This window comes from Thiobacter sp. AK1, from assembly GCF_039822265.1.
Classification (GTDB): domain Bacteria; phylum Pseudomonadota; class Gammaproteobacteria; order Burkholderiales; family Thiobacteraceae; genus Thiobacter; species Thiobacter aerophilum.
The window spans coordinates 16,551-32,880 of record NZ_JBAJEX010000009.1; the positions used below are offsets into that span (position 1 = coordinate 16,551).

Annotated in this window: 19 protein-coding genes; 13 read left to right on the top strand and 6 right to left on the bottom strand. The window is 61.9% G+C overall.

Going from position 1 to position 16,330, the window contains the following annotated elements:
* Nucleotides 1–52: 52 nt before the first annotated feature.
* From V6E02_RS10430 to V6E02_RS10455, 6 genes are all read right to left on the bottom strand, one after another.
* Entirely contained in the window at nucleotides 53–952 is a 900-nt protein-coding gene (locus tag V6E02_RS10430) for a TauD/TfdA family dioxygenase (protein ID WP_347308738.1), read from the bottom strand.
* Nucleotides 952–1,524: a hypothetical protein gene (locus tag V6E02_RS10435; RefSeq protein ID WP_347308739.1), complete on the bottom strand. Its 573-nt coding sequence runs from the start codon at nucleotides 1,522–1,524 to the stop codon at nucleotides 952–954. Before V6E02_RS10435 ends, V6E02_RS10430 begins: the two co-directional genes overlap by 1 nt.
* A gap of 1 nt (nucleotide 1,525) precedes the next feature.
* The gene (locus V6E02_RS10440) at nucleotides 1,526–2,374 is read right to left on the bottom strand and encodes a sulfurtransferase (RefSeq protein WP_347308740.1); all 849 of its coding nucleotides are present in this window, start codon (nucleotides 2,372–2,374) and stop codon (nucleotides 1,526–1,528) included.
* A gap of 56 nt (nucleotides 2,375–2,430) precedes the next feature.
* Nucleotides 2,431–2,763 (bottom strand): TusE/DsrC/DsvC family sulfur relay protein, encoded by a 333-nt coding sequence (locus tag V6E02_RS10445; protein ID WP_347308741.1) that lies wholly within the window; start codon nucleotides 2,761–2,763, stop codon nucleotides 2,431–2,433.
* A 76-nt stretch (nucleotides 2,764–2,839) separates the two neighbouring features.
* The gene (cas6, locus tag V6E02_RS10450) at nucleotides 2,840–3,472 is read right to left on the bottom strand and encodes a type I-MYXAN CRISPR-associated protein Cas6/Cmx6 (protein WP_347308742.1); all 633 of its coding nucleotides are present in this window, start codon (nucleotides 3,470–3,472) and stop codon (nucleotides 2,840–2,842) included.
* A 5-nt stretch (nucleotides 3,473–3,477) separates the two neighbouring features.
* Nucleotides 3,478–3,699, bottom strand: coding sequence for a DUF6967 family protein (locus V6E02_RS10455; protein ID WP_347308743.1), 222 nt, complete (start codon nucleotides 3,697–3,699; stop codon nucleotides 3,478–3,480).
* Nucleotides 3,700–4,020: 321 nt separating this feature from the next.
* On the opposite strand from V6E02_RS10455, the gene dsrA reads away from it, so the two are divergent.
* From dsrA to V6E02_RS10520, 13 genes are all read left to right on the top strand, one after another.
* On the top strand, nucleotides 4,021–5,325 hold the full coding sequence (gene dsrA / locus V6E02_RS10460) for a dissimilatory-type sulfite reductase subunit alpha (protein ID WP_347308744.1): 1,305 nt from the start codon (nucleotides 4,021–4,023) through the stop codon (nucleotides 5,323–5,325).
* Between the two features lie 71 nt (nucleotides 5,326–5,396).
* Nucleotides 5,397–6,467 (top strand): dissimilatory-type sulfite reductase subunit beta, encoded by a 1,071-nt coding sequence (dsrB, locus tag V6E02_RS10465; RefSeq protein ID WP_347308745.1) that lies wholly within the window; start codon nucleotides 5,397–5,399, stop codon nucleotides 6,465–6,467.
* A 79-nt stretch (nucleotides 6,468–6,546) separates the two neighbouring features.
* Complete coding sequence (gene tusD / locus V6E02_RS10470) at nucleotides 6,547–6,906, top strand: sulfurtransferase complex subunit TusD (RefSeq protein WP_347308746.1); 360 nt, start codon at nucleotides 6,547–6,549, stop codon at nucleotides 6,904–6,906.
* Nucleotides 6,907–6,917: 11 nt separating this feature from the next.
* The gene (gene tusC / locus V6E02_RS10475) at nucleotides 6,918–7,325 is read left to right on the top strand and encodes a sulfurtransferase complex subunit TusC (protein WP_347308747.1); all 408 of its coding nucleotides are present in this window, start codon (nucleotides 6,918–6,920) and stop codon (nucleotides 7,323–7,325) included.
* Between the two features lie 13 nt (nucleotides 7,326–7,338).
* Nucleotides 7,339–7,644: a sulfurtransferase complex subunit TusB gene (tusB, locus tag V6E02_RS10480; protein ID WP_347308748.1), complete on the top strand. Its 306-nt coding sequence runs from the start codon at nucleotides 7,339–7,341 to the stop codon at nucleotides 7,642–7,644.
* Nucleotides 7,645–7,675: 31 nt separating this feature from the next.
* A complete protein-coding gene (locus V6E02_RS10485) occupies nucleotides 7,676–8,008 on the top strand; it encodes a TusE/DsrC/DsvC family sulfur relay protein (protein ID WP_347308749.1) in 333 nt (110 codons plus the stop codon).
* Nucleotides 8,009–8,086: 78 nt separating this feature from the next.
* Nucleotides 8,087–8,821: a respiratory nitrate reductase subunit gamma gene (locus V6E02_RS10490; RefSeq protein WP_347308750.1), complete on the top strand. Its 735-nt coding sequence runs from the start codon at nucleotides 8,087–8,089 to the stop codon at nucleotides 8,819–8,821.
* Nucleotides 8,822–8,844: 23 nt separating this feature from the next.
* Nucleotides 8,845–10,386: a sulfate reduction electron transfer complex DsrMKJOP subunit DsrK gene (gene dsrK / locus V6E02_RS10495; RefSeq protein ID WP_347308751.1), complete on the top strand. Its 1,542-nt coding sequence runs from the start codon at nucleotides 8,845–8,847 to the stop codon at nucleotides 10,384–10,386.
* A 39-nt stretch (nucleotides 10,387–10,425) separates the two neighbouring features.
* Complete coding sequence (locus tag V6E02_RS10500) at nucleotides 10,426–12,375, top strand: NAD(P)-binding protein (RefSeq protein WP_347308752.1); 1,950 nt, start codon at nucleotides 10,426–10,428, stop codon at nucleotides 12,373–12,375.
* Nucleotides 12,375–12,854 carry a hypothetical protein gene (locus V6E02_RS10505; RefSeq protein WP_347308753.1) on the top strand — a complete coding sequence of 160 codons (480 nt, stop codon included), beginning with the start codon at nucleotides 12,375–12,377 and terminating at the stop codon, nucleotides 12,852–12,854. Before V6E02_RS10500 ends, V6E02_RS10505 begins: the two co-directional genes overlap by 1 nt.
* Nucleotides 12,851–13,597, top strand: coding sequence for a sulfate reduction electron transfer complex DsrMKJOP subunit DsrO (dsrO, locus tag V6E02_RS10510; RefSeq protein WP_347308754.1), 747 nt, complete (start codon nucleotides 12,851–12,853; stop codon nucleotides 13,595–13,597). Before V6E02_RS10505 ends, dsrO begins: the two co-directional genes overlap by 4 nt.
* 2 nt (nucleotides 13,598–13,599) lie before the next feature.
* Nucleotides 13,600–14,805, top strand: a complete 1,206-nt coding sequence (gene nrfD, locus V6E02_RS10515; RefSeq protein WP_347308755.1) for an NrfD/PsrC family molybdoenzyme membrane anchor subunit — start codon at nucleotides 13,600–13,602, stop codon at nucleotides 14,803–14,805.
* Nucleotides 14,806–14,921: 116 nt separating this feature from the next.
* Entirely contained in the window at nucleotides 14,922–16,325 is a 1,404-nt protein-coding gene (locus V6E02_RS10520; protein ID WP_347308756.1) for a cobyrinic acid a,c-diamide synthase CobB, read from the top strand.
* The last annotated feature ends 5 nt before the right edge of the window (nucleotides 16,326–16,330 follow it).

Genomic DNA, 16,330 nt, shown 5'->3' on the forward strand with positions numbered 1-16,330 from the left:
ATCCCGCATCGGCGGGCGGAAATCAACCGCCCGCCCCCGGGCGCGCCCATGGCTACGCCTGAGGCTGCATTTCCGTGCCGCGAATGCGGTCCAGATAGCGGCCGCGATAGATCACCCGCCGCCGGGCAGGGCTGTCGTCGAAGCCGGAGCGGTCGTGCAGCACGTTGTTGCAAATGAGCCCCATGCCGGGTTCGAGGCGCGCCGTCAGCACGAAGGGGGAATCTTCCGCGAGGATGGACTCTAGGGCCGCCACGGCGGCACGCACGGCGGCGCCTTCGCGCCACTGGATGCTACGCGTGCGGGCGGTATAACGCATGTGTAGCGCGCCGCTGTCCGGCAGTACGGAAAACACCGGGCCGGTCTGGGCCGGGCGCGCCACGCCACTTTCGTCCATGCGGGCGGGAATGGTCATCACGTCGGGCTCGCTCAGCACGCGCACGTACTCCGGGTCGCGGTCGCGCAACAGGATATACACGACCTCGTGGTCGAGCAGCCGGTTCTCGCCGCCGCGCTCAGCAGCCTGCACGCAATGCAGAATCATGCCGCAGATGCGATTTTCGGGCGGGTTGTAATAGCCATCGGTATGCCAGCGGATGGGGCGGTTAGTGTAGGGAATGTACTCGCCCCGCATGCCGTCCTGTTCCTCCGCCACGGTCAGGGTGCTAATGGCATCCTCATCGGCAAGCAGGTTGCGGTCCAGGCGCGCAAGCCCGAATTGCTGCCCCAGCCGGCGCGGCAGGGCCTTGTCGGCTTCCAGATGGCCACTCACATAGATCGCCATGTTGGCGCGCCGGCAGCGGTCGAGGATGGCCGCGTGCTCCGCCGCTGTGAGCTGGCGCGGATCACCGACCGTCACCACCAGCTCGTCCACGGAACGGGGATAGGCCGCGAGCTTGGCATCGCGCCAGGCGCGGTAGGCCGTCTCGTCACCGAGGTCGAAGGGCCCTGCCATCACGCCGCCTTGGGGAAGAAGCCATTGATCAGTTTTTTCACGGTTTCGATCGCCTCCGGCGCCTGGAACTCGATTACCTGATCGATGATCCAGATCTGGTCCTGCGCCTCCATCCGCTCGCGGATCATGTTCGCGAGATAGCGCTTGACCGCGAAATTGGGTTCGTCCGCGGGAAAATCGAAGGTGGCGTAATCCGCCCCGCGTCGGTTGAGGAAATCCAGGAACTCCGCCGCGTAATCACGGCTATGTTCCTCATCCGGTGCCAGATCCCGAATGTTCTGGTCCACATAGTCCGCCAGCCTGGCACCAGCCGCAGCGATCAGTCCCGCCCGTCTTTCCTCGTCCACGCGCCCGTAGAGCATGCGGTCGGCGATGTGCAGCATGAAGGCGCACATTTCAGCAATGATGCCGAAGCCGCGTCCCAGATGGACGATGTCGTAGTCGGCCTTGGATATGTCGTCCACGGCCTTGGACGCCTGCTTCCACATGTTGAGGGCGAGCACGCTTGCCGTCTCGTCGTTGGCACGGCCGGCGTCCTTCTTGAACCAAGTGGTCTTGATGCGTATCGCCATCTCATTCTCCGGTGGCCACGGGCCGGGCGGGATCGGCGATCCATTCGCTCCAGGACCCGGGATAAAGCTTCGCGCCCTTAAGTCCCGCCACCTCCATGGCCAGCAGATCGTGGCAGGCCGTCACGCCCGAGCCGCACATCAGAATCACCTGATCCGGGCGGCGCCCCGCCAGCAGGCTTTCGTAGTGGGCCCGCAATTCCTCGGGAAGAAGAAAGGTGCCCCCCAGATCCAAGTTGTCGTCGAAAGGCACATTGATTGCACCCGGTACGTGACCCGCCACCGGGTCGATGGGTTCCATCTCCCCGGTGAAACGCATCTCTGGCCGGGCATCCAGGATCAGGCGATCACCCGTGCGGCTGGCTTCCAGCACGACCTGGGTGTCCACCCGCAGCGACTCGCGCAGGTTGGGCACGAACACCGCCGGGGTCACCTCGGGTCGCTCACTGGTGACAGGCCGTCCCTCCCTCTGCCATTTAGGGAAGCCACCGTCGAGCAGGGCCACCGCGTCATGCCCCATCCAGCGCAGCATCCACCAAAGCCGCACCGCCATGGAACCGAAGCTGTCGTCATAAACCACCACCTGTTTGGTGCGGTCGATGCCCCAACGTCCGAGGGTCTGGGCGAAGACGCCCGGCTCCGGCAGGGGATGGCGACCATTGCGGCCATTTCTCGGTCCCGACAGGTCTTCGTCCAAGTGGGCGTAACGCGCCCCCGGCAAGTGGCTGGCCGCGTAGGCCCGTCGTCCCGCCTCCGTGTCGCTCAGGGTGAAGCGGCAATCCACGATCACCCAGGCGGGATCGTGCAAGTGAGCCGCCAAGGCCTCGGTGCTGATCAATGTGTTGTAGGTCATGCCCTGTTCCAAGAAAAAAGCCGGCTCGCGCCGGCCTTTCGCCGCGCCACGCGCGCTCAGTAGCCGCCCTTACCGAAGGGCTTGGGCAGACCGGCGATACGCACCGCCTGACGCGCCGGCTGCATGGGGAACAGATCATACAGCCGCTTCTTCCAGTCAATGCCGGGCTTGAGCTCGTCCATTTCCTTGACCAGGTTACGGAAATTGGGCGTATGCCCCTTTTCCCGATATTCATTGCGCAGATGCTCAATGACCATCCAATGCTCGTCCGTGAGCTCAATGCCCTCCGCAGCGGCGATCACCTTGGCGGCTTCCTCCGTCATGATCGGCTCGAGCAGGAATTTCTCGTCATCGTATTCGTACTCGACACCGTCGATCACATAACCCATAGATCAGCTCCTTCTGACACAGGTTTATCAATGCACCGGCTACTCCGGCGCGTTTCCCAATTGTTCGCGGGGGCGCTCAGGAAACGGGCGTGATGGACTTGTGCGGGATGAAAATCCCGCAGCCCAGCTTGCGATTGGTGCCCAGCCCCCGCTGCTGGATCATGATGGCATGCTCGATGGGCAGGCCGTGCAGCATGACACTATAGCCATATTCCGTCCCGCGCTCCGTGGTCAGGGCCTGACGTCGCCCCAAGATGAAACGGGTATCGACTTTGAGCTCATCCAGTAAGCGGATGATATCGTCGGCGAAGGCTTTTTCGTCGGCGCTGCCCGTGGTGACCAAGTGGGCATAAAGCGGCGTATGTAAGGTCAGGGGTCGCACCTTCCCCGCGCCGATCTGGAACCGTTCGCCGGCAAGTTCGAAACTGCGCCCACTTAGTTGCAGGATGTCTTCTACCCGCTCGCGCGGCACCCGGATGACGAGCTTGGCCCGGCGGTTGAGCATGAGCCGCCCGCCGCCCACGTCCGCACCCTGAATCGGGTGGATGGCCAAGAGGTCCTCTTGCGCGATCCAGGGCGCGAGCTCCCGCAACGCCCGATAGAGCAGCAACCCATGGTCCTGGGGCAAACCCCGCCCTTTCAGCTCGAACTGAACGTCGGTGACCGCGGCCTCGTCCACCACAGGCGCGACAAAGCCCTCATCTGCCAACCAGCCTATTTTGTCTCTCCTTGGCCGCGCGCCCAATCGGTAAGGATCTGGCCCCAGTAGGCCGCGGTGGGCGCGTCGATGTCGAACACGGTAAAACGTTTCCCTTCGCGGATGCGCAGCCGCAAACTCACATAGCCGGCCGCGTGCTCCACCTGCTGCACCTCCACTTCCTGACGAAACGGCTGGCAGGTGAATTTGGCCAGGCTAGTGATCTGATCCGATTGCAAAATCCACAACCTATGCTAGAGTTTCGGCTTTCGCGATAAGGTAATGGCTCCCTTGCGTCGAATCAAGGTAGCCGGCGGCCTTTGGCCCGCTTTTAACCAATCGGGGGAAGCCCGTATACCCCTTTTGGGTAGGTCCGGGCTAACTATTCAGAATAGTAGCGACCTAAAATCGCGGGGCATAAGATTTTCGCCACGAAGCGCGGGTCCGGCCTTCGGGCCCGCCGGGTTCCCAAGCAAAGCGGCGCCAGCTTGGCCGGTTTGGGCGAGTCGCGCAGTATCCTTGGGTTGTCAGTTCAACGCTTGAGAAGTGGAGAAAACGCCATGGCAAAACAAATGATCGAAACGCCTTTGCTCGACCAACTGGAAAGTGGCCCCTGGCCCAGCTTCGTGACGGGCCTCAAGCGCCTCGCGAAGGAAAAGGACATGATGGTTGACCTGCTGGGTCAGCTGGAAACCTCCTATCGCACCCGGAAAGGCTACTGGAAAGGCGGTACCGTCGGCGTGTTTGGCTACGGCGGCGGCGTGATTCCGCGCTTCACCGAGCTCAAAGACGAAAACGACCAGCCCCTCTTCCCGGATGCCGCCGAGTTCCACACCCTGCGCGTGCAGCCGCCCGCGGGCATGCACTACACTTCCGATCTGCTGCGCTGGATGTGTGACGTGTGGGACAAGTATGGTTCCGGCCTGATCGCCTTCCACGGCCAGTCCGGCGACATCATGTTCCAGGGCATCAAGACCGAGAACGTGCAGGCGGCCTTCGACGAGCTCAACGAGCATGGCTTCGATTTGGGCGGTGCCGGTCCGGCGCTGCGCACCTCCATGTCCTGCGTGGGTGCTGCCCGCTGTGAAATGTCCTGCTATGACGAGGCACGCGCCCTGCGTACCGTCATCAACAACAACCTGGACGACATGCACCGTCCGGCCCTGCCCTACAAGTTCAAGTTCAAGTTCTCCGGCTGCCCCAACGACTGCGTGAACGCCATCCAACGTTCCGACATGGCCACCATCGGCACCTGGCGCGACAACATCCAGGTGAACGAAGGCCTGGTGCAGGAGTGGGTGGCCAAGCATGGCAAGACTGAGCTCGTCAACCAGGTCATCAACATGTGCCCGACCAAAGCCATCCGGCTGGTGCCGAAGGATCAGGTCGCCAAGGGGGATGGTTACTCCGTCGCCGCGGTCGATGCCCAGGATTGCATGGAAATCGACAACCACAACTGCGTGCGCTGCATGCACTGCCTGAACGTGATCCCGGGCGGTCTGCTGCCCGGCAAGGACAAGGGCGTGACCATCCTGGTGGGCGGCAAGGGCGTGCTGAAGATCGGTGCCACCATGGGCACCGTGATCATCCCGTTCATGAAGCTCGAATCCGACGAGGATTTCGAGAAGCTGAACGAGCTGGCCCGCAACATCCTCGACTTCTTCGCCGAGAACGCGCTGGAGCACGAGCGTACCGGCGAGATGATCGATCGTATTGGTCTGGTGAACTTCCTCGAGGGCATCGGCCTCGACGTGGATCCGCACATGATCCTCGAGCCGCGTTCCAACCCCTACGTGCGGACCGACGGCTGGGACGAAGAAGTCGCCAAGTGGAACGAGCGCAAGGCTGCCGCCAAGGCGGGCTGAGCTTAACGGTATGAGCGCCCACCCGGGAGGGTGGGCCTGCAACCCCAGGCATAAACAAGAGAGGAAACCTTATGGCAGAACTTCGCCAACCGATCGAATCCGGGGCGCCGGATCCCAAACCGTACATGCACCCGGTGATGGTCAAGAACTATGGGAAGTGGGTATTCCATTCCCATCCTCGCCCCGGCGTGCTCTACCACCGTGCCGAAAGTGGCGACGAGATCTGGACCGTGAAGGCCGGTACCCAGCGCCAGATGGATACCTATACCATCCGCAAGCTGGCCGAGATCGCCGACAAGTATGGTGACGGCTATGTGCGCTTCACCGCCCGTTCCAACATCGAATACATGGTGGCGGACGAGAAGAAGGTGGAGCCCCTCATCAAAGCCCTCACCGAGGCCGGCTTCCCGGTCGGTGGCACCGCCAACTCCGTATCCATGGTGGCCCATACCCAGGGCTGGCTGCACTGCGACATCCCCGGCACCGACGCTTCCGGCGTGGTCAAGGCCTTGATGGACGAGCTCTACGATGAGTTCGTGAAGTGCGAAATGCCCAATCGCGTCAAGCTCTCCACCTCCTGCTGCGAAATCAACTGCGGCGGGCAGGCGGACATTGCCGTCATCGTCCAACACACCAAGCCGCCCAAGATCAATCACGATCTGGTGGCCAACGTGTGTGAGCGGCCGGCCGTGGTGGCGCGCTGCCCGGTGGCCGCCATCCGTCCGGCGCTGGTGAACGGCAAGCCCTCCCTGGAAGTGGACGAAAAGAAATGCATCTGCTGCGGTGCTTGCTATCCCCCCTGCCCGCCGATGCAGATCAACGACCCGGAGCACTCTAAGATCGCCATCTGGGTGGGCGGCAAGAACTCCAACGCCCGTTCCCGTCCGACCTTCCACAAGCTGGTGGCGGCGGGCCTGCCCAACAACGCCCCGCGCTGGCCGGAGGTGTCGGCCGTGGTGAAGAAGATCCTCTCGGTGTACAAGGCGGATGCCCGTCCCTGGGAGCGTATGCGTGACTGGATCGACCGTATCGGTTGGCCCCGTTTCTTCGAGAAGACCGGGCTGCCCTTCACCAAGTATCACATTGATGATTGGAAGGGCCACCGCGTCACGTTCAACGCTTCGGCGCACATCCGCTTCTAATCGTAGTTGCATCCCCCGGCCCTCGTCCGAGGGCGGGGGTGATGCCATTAAAAAACACTACAAATATCAGGGGTTTTGGATGAAATTTGGCATTCTGGTGAACGAGGGTCTTTACCAGCACCAGGCAAGCGATACCGCCTATCAGTTTGCCAAGGCTGCGATCGAGAAAGGCCACGAGGTCCCCCGCGTCTTCTTCTATCACGACGGGGTGTACAACTCCAGCCGCCTGACCGAGCCGCCGCAGGACGATCGTCACATCGTCAATCGCTGGCAAAAGCTCGCGAAGGAGCACAACATCGATCTGGTGGTGTGCGTGGCGGCCGCGCTGCGCCGCGGCATCAAGGACGAGAACCTGGCAGAAGGCTTTCGTATCTCCGGTCTCGGCCAGCTGGTTGAGGTCGGTATCCAGGCCGATCGTCTGGTGGTGTTTGGCGACTGATGGGGGAAGACATGACGGAAGCAACGGGTGGTATCGACTTCGAGGACGAAGGCTCCGGCATCGTCAAGAAGTTCATGTTCGTCAACCGCAAGGCTCCCTATGGCACGATCTACGCGCTGGAAGGGCTGGAAGTGGTGCTCATCAGTGCCGCCTTCGATCAGGATGTGAGCCTCGTGTTCCTTGACGATGGCGTGTATCAGATCGTCAAGGGCCAGCACACCAAGGCCATCGACGTCAAGAACTTCTCCCCCACCTACCGGGCGCTGGAAGGCTACGACATCGAGAAGCTTTACGTGTTGAAGGAATCGCTGGAAGAGCGGGGCCTGACCGTGGACGATCTGCTGGTGGACGTGCAAGTGCTCGACGCCGCCGGCATGGCCAAGCTGATGGCCGAGCAAGACGTCGTGCTGAGCTTCTGAGGGGAGGAACGGAATGCTGCACATCGTGAACAAATCCCCGTTCGAAAACCGGACGCTGGAGAACTGCCTGCGGGTGATCGTGCACGAGGAGGGGGCAGCGCTGCTGCTTACCGAAGACGGCGTGTATGCGGCCACCAAGGGCAACATCGCGGAGAATTCGCTCAAGGCGGTCATGGGCAAGATCAAAGTTTATGCCCTGTGGCCCGACCTGGAAGCGCGTGGCATGCAAGATCGCGTGATCGACGGCATCAAGCTGGTGGATTACGGCGGTTTTGTGGATTTGGTGGCGGAGCATCGTAACAACCAGTCCTGGTTGTAGTGCTTCATATTTTTCAAGTAAGGAGATCGAAATGAGCTTCGAAATCAACGGCAAAGTGTACGAAACCGACGAAGAAGGTTACCTGGTCAACCTGGCCGACTGGAACGAGGAAGTGGCCAAGCACCTGGCCGCGGAAGAAAAGGTCGAGCTGACCGACGCCCACTGGGAAGTGATCAACTTCCTGCGTGAGTACTACAACGACTATCAGATCGCTCCCGCCATCCGCGTGCTGACCAAGGCCATCGGCAAGAAGCTCGGGCCCGAGAAAGGCAACAGCAAATACCTGTATGAGCTGTTCCCCTATGGTCCGGCCAAGCAGGCGTGCAAGATCGCCGGTCTGCCCAAGCCGACCGGCTGCATCTAAGGTGCGTTGACGCGGTAGCTGCGCAGGTGCAACCTGCGCAGCTCGCCGTGAACCTGCGATTTGGTTCCGAGGCTGGTGATGACAACAACGACGGTATTTTTTGCGGCCCTGTTTTACGTGGCAACCGCCATTCTGGTGCTGGGCCTGGCGCGTAAGATCTATCAGTACGCCAAGACCCCTGCCCCCCTCAAGATTCCCACCACACCGGCGCCCACCACCAAGGCCGGTGTGATCATGCGCATGGGACGCGAAGTCGTCCTGTTCGAGAGCCTGTTCAAGTCCAACAAATGGATCTGGATTTTCGGCTGGCTGTTCCATGTGGGCTTAGCCGTCGTCCTGTTCCGCCATCTGCGCTATTTCCAATACCCCGTGTGGGACATCGTGTCCTTCGAGTTCGTGCAAGCTGCCGGCAAGTACGCCTCCTTTGCCATGGTGGCCGGTCTGATCGGGCTGTGGGCACGCCGCTTTCTAGTGGACCGTGTTCGCTACATCACCACCCTGTCCGACCATCTGATTTTGCTCCTCTTGATCGGCATCGGTCTTACTGGCATGGGCATGACCTTCGTCTCCCACACCGACGTCGTCGGTCTCAAGATCTTCATGCTGGGACTCATGCGTTTCGAGATCAATCCGCTGCCGGAAGACCCGCTGTTGATGGCCCATCTGGCCCTGGTGGCCACGCTGATGATCATCTTCCCGATCAGCAAACTGCTGCACGCGCCCGGCGTGTTCTTCAGCCCCAGCCGCAATCAGGTGGATGATCCGCGCGAGCATCGTCACCTGGCGCCTTGGGCTACCGAACTGGAAAAATGACGAGACAGGTTTAGGGGATCAACGTGGCCGGACCGACCTTCGAGACACCGAAACTGCTAGACGATACCGCAACCCTGCCGATTCCTTCCGTCAAGCCGGGGGCGATGCAGGGCGTCCAGTCCTTCATTGCGGGAGACAAGATCCAAGAACAGCTCGGCTACCCGGGCGAACTCCTTCCCAACTGGAAGGAACGCGCCATTGAGCGCATGGGCGAGCTGCTCCAGAAATACCGCGGCCTACAGGTCTTCCTCGACGCCTGCGTCCATTGCGGTGCCTGCACGGACAAGTGCCATTACTACCTGGGCACCGCCGATCCCAACAACATGCCAGTGGCGCGGCAAGAACTCGTGCGGAAGGTGTATCGCCGCTATTTCACCTTTGCCGGCAAATACTTCCCCAAGCTGGTGGGTGCGATCGACCTCACCGAGGAAGTGTTGGACCAGTGGTATAGCTACTTCTATCAGTGCTCGGAATGCCGTCGCTGCTCGGTGTACTGCCCCTATGGCATCGACACCGCAGAGATCACCATGGCCGCACGGGAGATCATGGACTCCGTCGGACGTGGCCAGAAGTACTCCAACGAGATCCTGGGCAAGCTGCATCGCATCGGTAACAACCTGGGTCTGCCAGGACCTGCCCTGGAAGACACCCTGGCCGGTCTCGAAGAGGACATCCTCGCCGACACTGGCGTGCCCGTGCGCCTACCCATCGACCAGAAAGGTGCCGAGGTGCTGCTGGTCACGCCCTCAGCGGATTTCTTCTCCGAGCCCCATGTGGAGAGCCTAATCGGCTATGCCAAGGTATTCCACGCCGCCGGCATCAGCTGGACGCTTTCCTCCACGGCTTCCGAAGCAGGCAACTTCGGCCTCTTCATCGGTAGCTACGAAAACATGCGCAAAGCCGCCTTGCGCATCCGCGAGGCGGCCCTGGAGTTGGGTGTCAAACGCATCGTGGTGGGCGAATGTGGCCATGCCTGGCGCGTCGCCTACAGCTTCTGGAACACCCTGATCGGTGTCGGCGCCGGCGCTGAAGACCCCTTCGGTAAAGCGCTGCAGCAACAGCTGGATCATCGTTACAAGCAGCCTTCCCACATCTGCGAAGTGACTTGGGATTTGATCCAGAAAGGCGCCATCAAGTTGGACAAGTCGGCCAACGATCATCGCATCGTGACCTTCCACGATTCCTGCAACGTCGCTCGGGCCTCGCGCATGGGCGACATCCCCGGCGGGCAGTTCATCATCCCCCGCGAAATCATCAAGGCCTCCTGTAACCACTTCTACGATATGGCGCCGGAAACCATCTACGAAGGCACCTTCTGCTGCGGAGGAGGTGGCGGCCTGCTCACGGACGACCTGATGGAAGTCCGCGTCAAGGGTGCCCTTCCGCGGATGCAGGCGTTGAAGCAGGTGGTCGATGACAGGAAGGTCAACTTCATGGCCACCATCTGCGCCATCTGCAAGGCGCAGTTCACCAAGGTTCTCCCCTACTACGGCTTCCCTATGAGCATGGTGGGTGGAGTGCATCAGCTGGTGAGCACCGCGATCCAGCTGGGCTCCAACGAATAAAGCACGAAATCAGACGATCACGACGTAAGGAGAAGTCAGATGGCAGCCCCGAACCAACCGAAGACCGAAGGCTTGACGTTCCGCCGCTTCAAGGAAGGCCAGAGCCGCAAAGACCGGCGTTTGAGCGAATGGATTTTCCAAGGTGACGAATCGCACAAGTGCCCGGAATACGTCCTGTCCACGCCGCCCTGCCAGGGCAGCTGCCCCTCCGGTGAGGACATCCGGGGCTGGCTCAATATCGTGCGCGGCATCGAAAAACCCACGGGTGGCATGGGCTGGCAGGAGTATGCCTTCCGTCGTCTCACCGACGCCAACCCCTTCCCCGCGGTGATGGGTCGGGTCTGCCCCGCGCCTTGTGAGAAGGGCTGCAACCGTAACATGGTGGAAGATCACGTGGGCATCAACTCCGTGGAGCACTTCATCGGCAACTGGGCCCTGGAGCACAAGCTCGGCTTCGGCGAACCGGGCCCCGACACCGGCAAGAAAGTGGCCATCGTCGGTGGCGGCCCTGCTGGTCTGGCCGCGGCCTATCAGCTGCGCCGCAAGGGGCATGCCGTCACCATCTTCGATGAGCACGCGGAACTGGGCGGCATGATGCGCTACGGCATCCCCGGCTTCCGCACCCCGCGGGAAGTGCTGGATGGCGAAATCCAGCGCATTCTCGATCTGGGTGTGGAGGTGCGACTGAACACCCGCGTGGGCCGCGACGTCACTCTGGAACAGCTCGACAAGGACTACGACGCGATCTTCTTTGCCATGGGCGCCCAATCCGGTCGCACCCTGCCGGTGCCCGGGTCGGATGCGCCCAACTGCGTGACCGCCATGGCTTTCCTGCGCGCCTTCAACGAAGGCCGCCTGCAGTATGTGGGCAAGCGCGTCGTGGTGATCGGCGGCGGCGATACCTCCATCGACGTGGCGACCGTTGCGCGCCGTCTCGGCAACATCACCAAGATCAACGAAAGCGATCGGCCCGAGTACGTGCTGCAGGGCCATGTCGCCCACGACGTGGCCGCGGTCTCCGCACGCGAGGGCGCCGAGGTGATTCTGATCTCGCGCGCCACCATCGACAAGATGAATGCCAACAAGGCTGAAGTGGAGCACGCCTTGGCGGAAGGCATCGAAATCCGTGGCGGCGTCACACCGGTGGAAGTGATCAAAGGGCCGGATGGCCGCGCCACGCATCTGCGTGTGGCCGAGTTCGAAATGGTCAACGGTGAAACCAAGATCAAACCGGGCACCGAGACCGACATTCCGGCCGACCTCATCGTCTCCGCCATCGGCCAAGCCGTGGACTTCACCGGTCTGGAGGAACTCAATAACGGCAAAGGCCTGATGAGCGCCGACAAGTTCTATCGTGTGCCGGGCAAGGAGAAATGGTTCGTGGGCGGCGACGTGCTGCGTCCGCATCTGCTGACGACAGCCATCGGCCATGCCGCCATCGCCGTGGACGGCATGGACGCCTACCTGCGCGGGCAAGAGCTGGAGAAGCGGCCCAAGGTGGACGTGCGCCACTTTGACGAGGTGCGCAAGTGGATCGAGAGCGGCCATGAATACCGTGAGGTGCATGGCTACTACGAGGGCACGTCCTTCGACAAGGGCATTCTGCACAACTTCGAGGACCGCTCCCAGAAGTACATCATTCCCGCCAACGAGCTGTTTTTGGGGCATTTCCCCTACACGCCGCGTAACAAGCGCAAGGAGATCATCCTCACCGCCGAGCAGGCCCTGGGCAACTTCCAGGAACGGCTGCTACCCCTGTCGGAACAGGAGACGGTGGCAGAGGCGAAGCGCTGCATGTCCTGCGGTTTGTGCTTCGAATGCGACAACTGCGTGATCTACTGCCCGCAGACTGCCGTGTTCAAGGTGCCCAAGAAGGACAACCCGACCACCGGGCGTTACGTGGATACCGACTACACCAAGTGCATCGGTTGCCACATCTGCGCCGACGTGTGCCCCACCGGCTACATCAAGATGGGCATGGGTGAGTGATGATGCGCGGGCCCGCCAAACTCGGTCGGCGCTCGGTGTGGAAATGGGCAGCGGGCCTCGCTGCCCTGCTCGCCCTCAGTTTGGGCGCCGTCGCTGGTGGCAGTGGTGACGGCGCGACGATGTCGAGCCGGACGCCCAAGCCCACCCTCGTCATCGAAAAGGGCGAGCGCTGTGTCGAAGACACGGCCTACATGCGCCGCAATCACATGAAGCTCCTGATGCACCAGCGGGACGACACCGTCCACAAGGGCATCCGGACTGAAAAACACAGCCTGCAAAACTGCATCAACTGTCACGCCAGCAGCAAGAATAACAGCGTGTTGGGTACCGATGAGAACTTCTGCCAGAGCTGCCACAGCTATGCAGCAGTGAAGCTGGACTGCTGGGATTGCCACGCCAGCAAGCCCAAGCAGCAAGCCACTGCACCGGCACCGGCCCTCGCGGTCGGCATGGCGGCAACTGCCGGAGGCAAGCAATGAACGAGAAGAACGCAAACCCGATCGATCAGGATCGCCGCCAGTTCCTGACCGCTTCAGCGGCCATGGCCGGGGTGGCCATCGCCCCCGGCGTACTCCTCTACAACATCGCCCATGGCAAGCCGGCGGACCAGCCGGTGAGCAACGCGGTGCGTTGGGGTATGCTGATCGACACTAACCAGTGCCGGGAAGGCTGTGACGCCTGTGTCAAGGCGTGCGGTGAGGAAAATGGCTTCGGTCACGGCACTCGAGAAACCGATTCCCAGTGGATCCGCAAGGTAGAGCTCAAAGACATGCGCAGCGGACAGACCAAGTCGCTGCCGGTCATGTGCCAGCATTGCGCCGAGCCGCCTTGCGTGGATGTCTGCCCCACCGGTGCCTCTTTCAAGCGTGCCGATGGCATCGTCCTGGTGGATCGCCACATCTGCATCGGCTGCCGCTACTGCATGATGGCCTGCCCTTACAAGGCGCGCTCCTTCGTGCACGAGCGCATAACCGACCAGAACCCGGACGTCCCGCGCGGTATAGGCTGCGTGGAGTCCTGCACCATGTGTGTGCACCGGGTGGATCGGGACCAGCAGCCGGCTTGCGTGGAAGCCTGCGCCAAGGCCGGTCACGGCGCCATCATCTTCGGCAACCTGAATGACCCCAACAGCGAGATCGCCAAGCGCATCGCGCAGTATGCCACCATGGAGTTACGCGCCGACTTGAAACTCAATCTCGGTGTTCGTTATCAAGGGTTCTGAACATGCATATCACCTACCGCGAGGTCGAGGGCCGCAGTCCGCGCTACTGGGCACTGCTCGGTCTCATCGGCCTGTTCGTCCTGATTGGCCTGGGCGCAGCCTGGTACATGGAACATCACGGCCACATCGTCACCGGCATGACCAACCAGATCGTCTGGGGCATGCCCCATGTGTTCGCAGTGTTCCTCATCGTGGCGGCCTCCGGCGCGCTCAACGCGGCCTCGATCGCCTCGGTGTTTGGCAAGACGGCCTACAAGCCCCTGGCGCGTCTATCCGGCCTGGTGGCGGTGGCCTTGCTCGCCGGCGGCCTGATGGTGCTGATGCTGGATCTGGGGCGCCCAGACCGCGTGGTCGTGGCGGCCACCTACTATAACTTCAAGTCGGTGTTCGCTTGGAACGTGTTCCTGTACACGGGCTTCTTCACCTTCGTCGCGCTCTATTTGTGGACCATGATGGACAGCACGGTCGGCGCCTACGGCAAATACGCGGGCATGGCGGCCTTCATCTGGCGCCTGGTGTTGACCACCGGTACCGGCTCCATCTTCGGCTTCCTGGTGGCGCGTGAGTCCTACAGCTCGGCCCTGTTGGCACCCATGTTCATTGTGCTGTCGTTCTCTTACGGCATGGCAGTGTATCTGCTGGTGCTGATCGCCTCCTATGTCTGGACCGGCCGGCCGCTGGGTGAGGCCCTCCTCAACCGCCTGGCCAAGCTGCTGGGTTGGTTCATCGCCGGCGCGCTCTACTTCGTGGTCGTGTTCCACATGACCAACCTCTACTTCACCAAATATCACGGCTTTGAAAAGTTCATCCTGGTAGAAGGCGGCGTCTACACGCAAATGTTCTGGATCGGCCAGATCCTGCTAGGCTCCGTGGTGCCCATGCTGATCCTGTTCAATCCGAAACTGCGTGCCTCGCGTGGCCTGCTGGTCACCGCCTGCCTGCTGGTGGTGCTGGGAGGACTCGCGCAAATGTACGTGACCATCATCGGCGGCCAAGCCTGGCCCTTGGACATTTTCCCGGGCTGGGAAGAACGTAGCACCTTCTTCGATGGTGTCGTCCACCCCTACAGCCCGTCACTGCCCGAGGTGCTCCTGGGTATAGGTGGTGTGGCCGTGGCGCTGGCCATCGTCACCATCGGCGTGAAAGTGCTGCGCTTCCTGCCGGAGAGCCTCTCCGATGCGGACGTGGATCCCCACGCCGCGAAGTAATCCATACTGGAGGAGGCATGCTTCCGTCTTCCCGCGCCGACCGGCGTTTGCCTTCCTCCTCTCCCCATGAGACAGAGGGGCCGGGCCACTGACCTGGCCCCATCTAAAGCGCAGCCATGAGCCGCCTGCTCCTCTCCGCTGCACACAAGTCTTCGGGCAAGACTACGGTCAGCATCGGCCTGTGTGCGGCGTTGCGCAGCCGTGGGCTCAGGGTGCAACCCTTCAAGAAAGGGCCGGATTACATCGATCCCATGTGGCTCAGCCAGGCTGCGGCTCGGCCGTGCTACAACCTGGATTTCTACATCCAGAGTCAGGAGGAAATCCTCGCCACCTTCACCAGCCACGCCTCGCATGCCGACCTGGCCTTGGTGGAAGGCAATAAGGGGCTCTATGATGGCCTCGATCTGGATGGTAGCAACAGCAATGCGGCGCTGGCCAAGCTGCTCGCCCTACCCGTGGTGCTGGTGCTGGACACGCGCGGCGTGATTCGTGGCGTGGCGCCGTTGCTTCTGGGCTATCAGGCCTTCGACCCGGCGGTGAACATCGCCGGCGTGATCCTTAACAACGTGGGCGGCAGCCGCCACGAGGCCAAGCTGCGCGCGGTCGTGGAGCACTACACCGACATTCCCGTGCTGGGCGCGGTCCATCACGATACGGAGATGCAAATCCTAGAACGTCATCTGGGGCTGGTGCCCGCCAATGAAGCAGAAGCGGCGCAGGCGCAAATCCAGGCAATCGGCCAGCGCATCGCCAAGCAGGTGGATCTGGATCGTCTGCTTGCCGTGGCCGCCGCTGCGCCGCCTCTGGTGGCCCCCACGACACCACGCGCCAGCCTCAAGACGGGAGAAACGGTGCGAGTGGCCATCGCCCGGGATCGCGCCTTCGGTTTTTATTATGCCGACGATCTCGATGCACTGCGCGCGGCCGGTGCCGAACTGCTGCCCTTCGACGCTTTGCACGATCCCTGCCTGCCCGAAGCCGATGCCCTGTTCATAGGGGGCGGCTTCCCAGAAAGTTTCGCCGGCGAGCTCGCCGCCAACCGCAGCCTGCGCCAAGACATCCGCCGCGCCATCGAAGCCGGCCTGCCCACCTACGCCGAATGTGGTGGGCTCATGTACCTCGCCCGTAGTCTCACCAGCCAGGGCACCACCCACGAGATGGTGGGCATCATTCCGGGCGACGTGGTGATGCACGCTAAGCCCGTGGGACGCGGCTACGTTCGGCTCAAGCCGACGCAAGCATGGCCCTGGCTTGCGCCAGGCGAAGAGATGGGATCGATTCAGGCCCATGAATTTCATTACTCGAGTCTGGAAAACCTGCCGCCCGGCCTCACCTATGCCTACGCAGTGCAGCGGGGCCATGGCATCGACGGCCGTTACGACGGTTTCGTGTACAAGAACCTGCTCGCCTCTTATACCCATCTCCGGGGCACTGCCGCATTCGACTGGCCGGTGCGTTTCCTGGAATGGGTGAGACGTTGCCACATCCATCATCAACCCCGTCGCGCCTCTGCCGGTTAAACGCG